Source organism: Alcanivorax sp. UBA3183 (genome assembly GCF_002364155.1).
GTDB classification, from domain to species: Bacteria; Pseudomonadota; Gammaproteobacteria; order Pseudomonadales; family Alcanivoracaceae; genus Alcanivorax; species Alcanivorax jadensis.
Genome location: NZ_DEXN01000002.1, coordinates 19,306 through 28,870, shown reverse-complemented (window position 1 = coordinate 28,870; position 9,565 = coordinate 19,306). Strand labels below are relative to the sequence as shown.

8 protein-coding genes are annotated in these 9,565 nt (G+C 59.2%); 6 read left to right on the top strand and 2 right to left on the bottom strand.

Features of this window, described 5'->3' with window-relative positions; translation table 11 throughout:
- On the top strand, window positions 1-567 hold a 567-nt coding region (locus tag B3Q33_RS00145; RefSeq protein WP_286826230.1), incomplete at its 5' end, for a TetR/AcrR family transcriptional regulator.
- A gap of 113 nt (window positions 568-680) precedes the next feature.
- Here B3Q33_RS00145 and B3Q33_RS00140 read toward each other — a convergent pair.
- On the bottom strand, window positions 681-1,586 hold the full coding sequence (locus B3Q33_RS00140) for a metal-dependent hydrolase (protein ID WP_272980282.1): 906 nt from the start codon (window positions 1,584-1,586) through the stop codon (window positions 681-683).
- Between the two features lie 109 nt (window positions 1,587-1,695).
- Here B3Q33_RS00140 and B3Q33_RS00135 point away from each other — a divergent pair, with 109 nt between their 5' ends.
- Both B3Q33_RS00135 and B3Q33_RS00130 read left to right on the top strand, forming a co-directional pair.
- Complete coding sequence (locus B3Q33_RS00135) at window positions 1,696-2,772, top strand: AraC family transcriptional regulator (RefSeq protein WP_272961627.1); 1,077 nt, start codon at window positions 1,696-1,698, stop codon at window positions 2,770-2,772.
- A 568-nt stretch (window positions 2,773-3,340) separates the two neighbouring features.
- On the top strand, window positions 3,341-4,699 hold the full coding sequence (locus tag B3Q33_RS00130; RefSeq protein ID WP_273010186.1) for an amidohydrolase: 1,359 nt from the start codon (window positions 3,341-3,343) through the stop codon (window positions 4,697-4,699).
- A gap of 127 nt (window positions 4,700-4,826) precedes the next feature.
- Here B3Q33_RS00130 and B3Q33_RS00125 read toward each other — a convergent pair whose 3' ends face one another.
- Window positions 4,827-5,228 (bottom strand): MAPEG family protein, encoded by a 402-nt coding sequence (locus B3Q33_RS00125; protein WP_035245434.1) that lies wholly within the window; start codon window positions 5,226-5,228, stop codon window positions 4,827-4,829.
- A 240-nt stretch (window positions 5,229-5,468) separates the two neighbouring features.
- On the opposite strand from B3Q33_RS00125, the gene B3Q33_RS00120 reads away from it, so the two are divergent.
- From B3Q33_RS00120 to yghU, 3 genes are all read left to right on the top strand, one after another.
- On the top strand, window positions 5,469-6,425 hold the full coding sequence (locus B3Q33_RS00120) for an MBL fold metallo-hydrolase (RefSeq protein WP_272963422.1): 957 nt from the start codon (window positions 5,469-5,471) through the stop codon (window positions 6,423-6,425).
- A gap of 317 nt (window positions 6,426-6,742) precedes the next feature.
- The gene (locus B3Q33_RS00115) at window positions 6,743-8,542 is read left to right on the top strand and encodes an ABCB family ABC transporter ATP-binding protein/permease (RefSeq protein ID WP_273010272.1); all 1,800 of its coding nucleotides are present in this window, start codon (window positions 6,743-6,745) and stop codon (window positions 8,540-8,542) included.
- A 104-nt stretch (window positions 8,543-8,646) separates the two neighbouring features.
- On the top strand, window positions 8,647-9,519 hold the full coding sequence (yghU, locus tag B3Q33_RS00110) for a glutathione-dependent disulfide-bond oxidoreductase (RefSeq protein WP_272975639.1): 873 nt from the start codon (window positions 8,647-8,649) through the stop codon (window positions 9,517-9,519).
- Window positions 9,520-9,565 lie beyond the last annotated feature (46 nt).

Genomic DNA, 9,565 nt, shown 5'->3' with positions numbered 1-9,565 from the left:
AAGACTATGGGAGAGGGCCCCTTGGCCAAGAACAAGCGCGATATTGATTTGAAGGTAAAGCAGGATGAGCTGGAGAGCACAGCATCCCGGCTATTCCTCTCACTGGGCTACGATGGCACATCCATGAACCGGATTGCCCGGGAGCTGGGAGTCGCCCCGAATACCCTGTACTGGTACTACGCCAGTAAGGACGAACTGTTGGTGGGTGTGCTCAACCGGCAGATGTCACAGACCCTGGTCCGCCTGCCGACCATCGTGGACAAACCTTTGAAGGAGAAGATGGCCTGGGCGTTGCGGGAGTTCGAGCAGAGTCGCGAGTTGGTGGCCACGGTGCATGCCCGGTTGGAACAGTCCGAGGTGATCCGGGAATGGCATGACCAGTTTCACCGCTTTGTGGAGGCGGCTGTGATCCATACCCTGCAAGCGGATGGCGTCGCCAGGGAACGCGCGGCCATGCTGGCGACAGTGGGTACCTTTCTGGTGGAGGGGTTGCTGGCCCATCCGCACAGTGAGAGCCAGCGCGAGGCCATCCTGCAGTGGTTTACCGAGAGCGCATTACCCGCCTAGCTCGGCCTGTTTCTAGAGGGAGAAATAGAAAACACAGAGGCATCGTATGCTTGCTCCCCCTGAAACAGAAAGCCCCGCTTGAGCGGGGCTTTCTGTTTTCGCTTGCTGAATAATCAGCCCCAGTCGCCCAGCCATTTCTTTTTCGCTTTCTCCACCAGGCCGCGGGCGTCGTGATCCCACGGGTGGAAGTTGGGGCTGTAGAACTTGAAGTAGGAGGGCAGCAGCTTGCGGAACACCCCCGGGCGGCCCCACATGTAGTTCACGGCGCCGAGCCAGGATTTCATGTTGCCCAGCTGGCCGTCTTCTTTCATCAGTTGCACCAGGTGCACGGCAGAGAATACCGGGAACAGCACGCTGACGATCATCATTTCGGTGACGCGGGTGAATTCACTGCCGCCTATGGCTTTGTAAACGTCAAAGGCCACCGCCTTGTGCTCGGATTCCTCGATGGCATGCCAGGCCCAGACAGGGGCAATGCGTGGATCCATCTGTTCCAGAGCGTCGTACTTGAGCAGGAATTCTTCAGCCATCAATGCAGTGAAATGTTCCACCGCGACGGTGTGGGCGAGTTGACGTTCCGGGCTCAGATGTTTGCGCAGCAGATTCATGAAACCCAGGATTTCCCGCTCCAGTCGTGCCAGATCCACGCCGCGTTCCTGCAGGAAGCCGTTCATCAATTCATGCTCGCGGGAGTGGTGCGCTTCCTGGCCGATAAAGCCCTTGATGGCTTTCTTCAGTTCCGGGTCGGTAATCTGATCCTGGTAGTGACGCACCGAATCAATGAAAAAGCGCTCACCGGGCGGGAAACTGGCGGACATGGCAGCCAGCAGCAGGGTTTTCACCGGATCGTTGTCCCACCAGTAGCGCGGTATGTCTTGCGCCTCGCTGAAGGCGAACTGGGGACGGCGAACCTTGGGAATCATGTCCTTGGGGCTTTTGCCGGCCAGGGTGCGCAGGGAGCCGTTGAGGCCTTTGCGAGCCTTTGCCTTGCCCGAGCGAACAGGTACCACAGCATTCATGTCAGAACTCCTCGTTGAGGTATTTGTTCAATATGGCTCATACGGTACTGGTGAACGGGCAGGGGGCGTGAGATTCTGCACGGACATTGTACTTGTCATCGGTGGCCAAATGCCGCAAAGCGGACTTCTGACAGCAACCACACAACAACTGGCATCGTTTCCGGCCTGGGTACGACAACGCAATCAGGCCGCTACCTATCCACGTGCCTTTATGGAGGCGGCGATAGACAGTGGCGCCTCGCGGGAGCAGTTGTTGCAGGTTGCCGGTATTACTCCCGGCCAGATCGACGATCCGGCCGGGCGGTTGTCGTTGCACGATACCTGGAAGCTGGGGGCGGCGGCACTATCACTCAGTGGTAATGGCAGTCTGGGATTTGCCTCCGGCGACCGCATGCCCCTCACCGCCCATGGCAACCTGGGGTATGCGCTGATGTGTGCCGGTACTCCTCGGGAGGCCATCGCCATTCTGGAGCGCTTCTGGCATCTGCGCGGGCGCGGGGCGCAGTTGATGGTGAGCGAGAGCGAGGATCGCCTGTTCATGGAGTTGGTGCTGGAGCTTTCCGCCCCGGATGCCCTGCGCGACATGCTGATGAGCTCCATGCTGACCAGCATGTATCGCGGCATAGAGTTTCTGATACCGCAGCTGCCCGAGCAACGGCAAATCTGGCTGTATGGCGAGGAGCCGTCGGGGTTTGATCGCTGGCGAAGTCGGCTGCCGACAGTGCGTTTCGGGATGCCGCAGGCCGGTATTTCCCTGGCGGGAGATATCGCGTTGCTGGATCAGCCCCTACCCACCGCCAACCCGGAGGCCCTTACTCTGGCGCTGGCCCAGTGTGAACGGGAAAGTGCGCTGGTGGATGACGCCGATGACACCTTGCGCCGTGCTCGTGCCGCTCTGGTACTGGGCGCTGACGGGTACCCATCTCCGGAGGCTCTGGCCGATAGCCTGCACCTGACGCCCCGTACCCTGCGGCGGCGCCTGCAGGAACAGGGCTACAGTTATCAGCAGCTGCTGGAAGCCGCTCGGCGCCGGGACAGCTGTCAGATGCTGGCCGACCCTGACTTGGAAATCGGCCGCATTGGTGAGGCGCTTGGCTATGGCGACCCTGCCAATTTCACCCGCGCCTTCAAGGCGTGGACGGGCCTGTCTCCCAGGGAATGGCGCAAGCGCCAGATTGGCCACTGAGCGCGTTGCGCTCCCTTGTCAGCAAACATTGTGCGTGGCACCGACTGGACTGTGAGTGGAAGATAAGTTTGGCTATCCACAGGCCAGAGGCGGTAGTGGGTGATCTTGTGGCTTTTCTGGAACCAGGGCGACACAGATGTCGCGCTTACGTGGATTAATTGACGATGAAGCCGGACGATAAAGAAACAAAGCGTGCCAATCGGAGGCTGCAGTATTCCAGCAACCGGGGGCAGGCGAGCCACCGGGTGCGTTATGTGGAAAGTTCTGCGCCAGCCGCAGGTGAATGTATGTTGTGCGTAGGCTCCCTGGCGGATCTGGGGTCCATGTATTTTCATGGGCCGATCCAGGATGCCAGGCCGTTGCCAATGCAGTTACCGGCCCCGCTACTGGGCTGATCGCGACAGGGGCTGCAGCCCATTGATTGCGCCAAGCGATCCAGCCACACCATTGCAACTTTGTTGGCAAAGCGAACAGCCATGAACAGGCCTGAGGAGTCTGTGCTTGACCCGTTCCCCCATCCTGTGATCAATTAATGGAACTTAATTCCAAAAAAATAACGGGAGGGCACATGTCATTCATCAATGGGCTGCGCAGCAGCCTTCTGGCTGGCGCAGTGATGGCCTGCGGCCTGGCACAGGCCGCTATTCCCACGTCGCTGAGTGAAAAGGTAGGCAAGCTGGCTGCAGACCAGCAGCCAGAACTGGAAAAGGTGTTCCGCCAGTTGCACGCCAACCCGGAGCTGGCCTTCGACCTGCACGATACCTCTGCGTTGGTGGCCAAGCGTTTGAAGAAACTCGGTTACCAGGTGCATACCGGCATTGCGGAAACCGGCCTGGCGGCGGTGCTGAAAAACGGCGATGGCCCGGTGATCATGTTCCGCAGCGACATGGATGCCTTGCCGGTGAAAGAGGAAAGTGGCCTACCCTATGCCAGCAAGAAACAGGTGGAGCTGGATGACGGCAGCACCCGCTATGTGTCCCATGCCTGTGGCCACGATTCCCATACCGCCTGGTTGCTGGGCATCGCCAAGGTGATGATGGAGACCCGCGATGCCTGGTCTGGCACCCTGGTGCTGGTCGGCCAGCCGGCAGAAGAACTGATTGCCGGTGCCCAGGCCATGGTGGACGACGGCCTCTATGACAAGGTGCCCAAGCCCTCCCTGCTGATTTCCGCCCACGTGTACCCGGTGTGGCCGGCGGGCACGGTGGCGGTGAAAGCGGGCCGCCGCATGGCCGGTAGTGATCAGCTGGATGTGCAACTCACCGGTATCGGCGGGCACGGCTCCCGCCCGGAAGGCACCATTGATCCGGTGGTCATGGGCGCGCGGGCGGTGATGGCCTACCAGACTATTGTCAGCCGTAATATTCCGGCCCAGGACCCGGCTGTGCTGACGGTGGGAGCCATGCAGGTGGGTGAAACCCATAACGTGATTCCGGAAACCGGCACCTTGAAGCTGAACCTGCGCTGGTTCGACAAAGGCGTGCGACAGACCATGCTGGATGCCATCGACCGGGAAACCCAGGGCATTGCCGTCGCGGCGGGTGTACCGGAGGAGCGCAAGCCCACCATCACCATGCTGGGATATGCAGAACCGGTGATCAACGAACCGGCCCTGGCGGAGAAAGCCAATGCCACCCTGGTGGGGGCTCTGGGGAAAAAACGGATCATGCCGGGCATTCCGCCGGTGATGGGTTCCGAGGATTTCCCCATGCTGGTAGCAGGCATTGACGATGCCGAGACACTGTTTGTGGAAGTGGGGGGCGGCGCCCCGGATGTGATGAAGAAGTACATGAGCACCGGCGAACTGCCGCCACTCAATCACAACCCGAAATTCCGCATCGAAAATCCGGGCCTGGCAATTACCACTGCCGTGCAGGCCAACAGCGCCTTGTTGCTGGATGCCTTTCTTGCCGGCAACGCCGACTAAGTTCGACGCACGTTGTGCTGATACAAAAACAGCGGCCTGAGCCGCTGTTTTTGTTTGCAGGGAAGAACACAGCAATCAGGGACACGCATGGATTGAGTCGATTTGTGTGTGTCCCCGATTGAAGGGGTTACATCAAGGCGAAGGCCAGATACAGCATCAGGGCCACCTGGGCCAGGAACAGGCTGGCGCGAATGAATACCAGCGGGAAGCTTGTGCCGATTAGATGCACCAGGCTTTGTCCGATGCGTGCCGCCACAATAAAGCCTGCTAGCGCGTTGACTGTATCGCTCTGGCCGGTGGCCGCTGCCACCAACACCAGGGCCGCAAACAGCGGCAGGTTTTCCAGGCAGTTCAGGTGCGCCGCCTTGGCGCGGACCAGAATGGCCGGGTCATCAACCGCCTTGCCTCGCTCCCAATGATTCGCGGCCTTCTTGCCGGTGAGTACCAGTGGCAGCCGATAGGTGGCGTAGCTGAGTGCCAGAATCAGCGTCCAGACGATGTAAATCAGTAGTGCAGTCATTCCGGTCATGGGGCAGCCCTTTTCCACGCATAAAAGCACAGCGTGGTCCGTGGCAGGGCAAGATGACGTGAAGCCCGGCGTTTACCGCTGCCACCAGCAACGTCAGGGGCTGCTTGCCTGTCTCCAATCAGCACCCAAAGAGGGAGCGTGTCCCCGCTTGAAACGGCAGGTTGTCTGACCAAAGGTCGGGTGGCTGCCCCCGGTTGCGTGGCCTATAGTCGTTGGACTCAGCGACCTCAGGAGCCACGCATGACGTTCCAGAATTTTGACGACCTCGGCCAGCACATTACCCGTATCGATACGGCCATGGTGCACGAAGGGCTGGCGGCCTGTTATCTGCTGGGCGGCGGTGATGAATACGCCATTATCGAAACCGGTACCCACAACACCGTGCCGACCATTCTTGCGCTGCTCAAAGAGCGCAAGATTGATCTGGCAAAGGTGAAATACGTGATTCCGACGCATGTGCATCTGGATCACGCCGGTGGCGTCGGTGGCCTGATGCAGGCGCTGCCAGCGGCGACCCTGCTGGTACATCCCCGCGGCGCCCGCCACATGATTGATCCGGCAAAGCTCAAGGCCGGTGCCACAGCGGTATACGGTGAGGCCCAGTTTGCCGAGATCTACGGCGATATCATTCCCGTGGATGAGCGCCGGGTGCGCACCATGGACGACGGCGATGAGGCCACCGTGGGCGATCGCAAGCTGGTTTTCATCGATACCCCCGGCCATGCCCGCCATCATTTTTGCGTGTATGACCCCAGGTCCCGTGGCATTTTCACCGGCGACACCTTTGGCTTGTCCTATCCGCCGCTGACCACCGCCAAGGGGCCCTTTATCTGCCCGACCACCACCCCGGTGCAGTTTGATCCGCTGGCATTGAAGGCCTCCATCCGCAAGCTGCTGGCGCTAGAGCCGAAACGGATCTATCTCACCCATTACAGCATGGTGGAAAACCCGCAACCGCTGGGCGAGCGCCTGCTGACAATGGTGGACGACTACGTGGCGCTGGCGGAAACCGTGGCGGCAACCGCCGTTGGAGATGCGCTGGAAAAGGCGTTGATGGCGGCCATGAGGGAGTACTTGTTTGGCTGCGCCCGTGAACACGGCTGCGAGATGTCAGACGAGCAGCTGGAGGCTGTACTGGGGCTGGATATCCAGCTCAACAGCCAGGGCCTGGCGGTGTGGCTGCAGTCCCGGCGATGAAAGCCGGTATGCATGGCTGCATAGGTCGCCTCACATTGCTTGTAGGAGCGTCGCTGGCGGCGCGAACCGGAACCAAGTGAAGGTAACAACCGCCAGGGTGCACGAAGCCAGCAATCGCGCCACCAGAGACGTTATTCGCTTCGCTCACCCTGCGGGTCGGTCTGCGGCCGTTGCTCCGCTACGCTAAGCTCCTACAGAAAGGCTGGCCCACGATTCAGTATCTTTAACGGTAATCGGCTTCCCAGGTTTTCGGTCATCCGATGGTTGCCCGCCATGTTGTTATACTGCGGGCTCTTTTCTTCAAGGCAGGCCTTTTTATGCGCGGTATGAGCCAGGACGTTACCCCCAAGCCCATCGACTGGTCTGTGCTGAAAACCCTGTTTCCCTATCTGCTGGAATTCCGTACCCGCATTGCCCTGGCGGTGGTCTGCCTGGTGCTGGCCAAGCTGGCCAGCGTGGGGTTGCCGTTTATTCTCAAGCACATCGTTGACGGGCTGGATGCCAACGACGCCAGTGAGTTGATTACCCTGCCGCTGGGTCTGTTGCTGGCCTATGGGGTGGTGCGTTTCTCCAATGTCCTGTTCGGTGAGCTGCGCGACACCCTGTTCGGTCGTGTTACCGAGCGGGCCATGCGGCGAATCGGTCTGAAGGTATTTCGGCATCTGCATGCCCTGGATCTGGATTTTCATCTCAATCGCCGCACCGGCGGGCTGTCCCGTGATATTGAGCGGGGCACCAACGGCATCAGCTTTCTGCTGCGTTTCATGGTGTTCAACATTCTGCCCACCCTGTTGGAAATCGGCATGGTGATCGGGTTGTTGCTGTGGAATTACGATGCCTGGTTCGCACTGATCGTGGCGGTAGCGGTGGTGGCCTATGTGGGATTCTCCATTTTTGCCACCGAATGGCGGTTGGCCTTTATTCGTGAGGCCAATCAGGCGGAATCGTCCAGCAGCACCCGCGCCATCGACAGCCTGCTTAACTATGAAACGGTGAAATATTTCACCAACGAAGAATTTGAAGCCCGCCACTATGACGAGAACCTGGAGCGCTGGGAGCTGGCACGGGGTAAAAACCGGCTGTCACTGTTTGCTCTCAATGCCGGTCAGTCTTTGATTATTGCTGCCGCTGTCACAGCCGCGATGATAATGGCTGCGGTGCAGGTTACCGACAAGGTAATGACTCTGGGTGATTTCGTGCTGATCAATGCCTTCATGATGCAGGTGTTCATGCCGCTGAATTTTCTCGGCTTTGTTTACCGGGAAATGAAGGGTGCCATGACCAACATTGAAAACATGTTTGCGGTGATGGACGTAGAGCCCGGTGTGGTGGATCGCGAAGGCGCTACCGAACTGGCCGTGGGCGATGGCGAGATCCGCTTTCATGATGTGCACTTCGGTTATGGCGATACCCGGAACATTATTCGTGGCGTCAGCTTTACCGTGCCATCCAGACAGAAGGTGGCGATTGTGGGCAGCAGCGGGGCGGGTAAATCCACCTTGTTCAAGCTGCTGTTCCGGTTCTATGACGTCAGTAGTGGCGATATCACCATCGATGGCCAGTCGATTCGCCAGGTCAGCCAGACCTCCCTGCGTCAGCAGATTGGCGTGGTGCCCCAGGATACCGTGCTGTTCAACACCAGCATCTTCGAGAATGTCCGCTACGGTCGCATTGATGCCAGCGACGAGGAGGTGCGCGAGGCGATTCGTCTGGCCTATCTGTCCGACTTCATCGCTTCACTGCCGAAGGGAGAAAACACCGTGGTGGGCGAGCGGGGCCTGAAACTTTCCGGCGGCGAAAAGCAGCGGGTGTCCATCGCCCGGGCATTGCTCAAGCACCCGCCGATCATGGTGTTCGACGAAGCCACATCATCCCTGGACAGCCACTCGGAAAAGATCATCCTCAAGGCAATTAGCGACATTTCTCACCAGCAGACCACCCTGGTGATTGCTCATCGGCTATCCACCATCATGGATGCGGATCGCATTATCGTGCTGGACAACGGCCAGGTGGCAGAGCAGGGCAGCCATGCTGAGTTACTGGCCCGGGGCGGTTTGTATGCGCACCTGTGGGAAGTGCAGCAGCATGAGAGTGAGTCGATCGATCGATTAAACTGAAGCGTTTGTTCATTTTTTTCAGCTTGTTCCCGGCGCTCGGGCTGGCCATGATGAGGCAACATTCAACGTGCACAGGCCATGCCTGTCATCGATCGGGAGCAACTATGTCTGACCCCACCTACACCCCACCCCGTGTCTGGAAGTGGGACCAGGCCAATGGCGGCGCCTTTGCCAATATCAATCGCCCTATCGCCGGGGCCACCCATGACAAGGCCCTGCAAGTGGGCAAGCATCCCCTGCAGCTTTACTCCCTGGCCACCCCCAACGGGGTAAAGGTCACGGTGATGCTCGAAGAGCTTCTTGAGAAAGGCCACAAGGATGCGGAATACGATGCCTGGCTGATCAATATCCAGAATGGCGACCAGTTTGGCAGCGGCTTTGTGGAGGTGAATCCCAACTCTAAAATTCCCGCCTTGATGGATCACAGCGTTACCCCGCCACGCCGGGTGTTCGAGTCCGGCAATATCCTGCTTTACCTGGCAGAAAAGTTTGGCGAATTCCTGCCCACGGACCCGGGCAAACGTACCGAAGCGCTCAGCTGGCTGTTCTGGCAAATGGGCAGTGCGCCGCTGCTGGGTGGCGGCTTCGGTCATTTCTATGCCTACGCCCCGGAAAAGTACGAATACCCGATCAATCGCTACACCATGGAGATCAAACGGCAGCTGGATGTACTGGATCGTCAGCTGGCGGAAAACGACTACATCGCTGGCGACGAGTACACCATTGCCGACATGGCCATCTGGCCCTGGTATGGCGCCCTGGTGACCAACAAGGTGTATGAAGCGGCGGAATTTATTGAGGCGCACACCTACAAGAATGTGCTGCGCTGGACCGAGCAGATCAGCAAGCGCCCAGCGGTGGAACGTGGCCGTAAAGTCAACCGGGCCTGGGGTGATCCTTCCAGCCAACTGTGGGAGCGGCATGACGCCAGCGACTTCGAATTGCGTACGCTGGATAAACTGCAAGCGAATCAATAACCGGGCCATGCCTGGCATGGCGAAAGCCCCGTCGCCGGGGCTTTCG

Bases quoted from the DNA above. Each gene is read 5' to 3' on its own strand.
- B3Q33_RS00120 (WP_272963422.1), top strand. From the start codon at position 5,469: ATGACGTTCCAGAATTTTGACGACCTCGGCCAGCACATTACCCGTATC.
- yghU (WP_272975639.1), top strand. From the start codon at position 8,647: ATGTCTGACCCCACCTACACCCCACCCCGTGTCTGGAAGTGGGACCAG.
- B3Q33_RS00135 (WP_272961627.1), top strand. From the start codon at position 1,696: ATGCCGCAAAGCGGACTTCTGACAGCAACCACACAACAACTGGCATCG.
- B3Q33_RS00125 (WP_035245434.1), bottom strand. From the start codon at position 5,228: ATGACCGGAATGACTGCACTACTGATTTACATCGTCTGGACGCTGATT.
- B3Q33_RS00130 (WP_273010186.1), top strand. From the start codon at position 3,341: ATGTCATTCATCAATGGGCTGCGCAGCAGCCTTCTGGCTGGCGCAGTG.
- B3Q33_RS00140 (WP_272980282.1), bottom strand. From the start codon at position 1,586: ATGAATGCTGTGGTACCTGTTCGCTCGGGCAAGGCAAAGGCTCGCAAA.
- B3Q33_RS00115 (WP_273010272.1), top strand. From the start codon at position 6,743: ATGCGCGGTATGAGCCAGGACGTTACCCCCAAGCCCATCGACTGGTCT.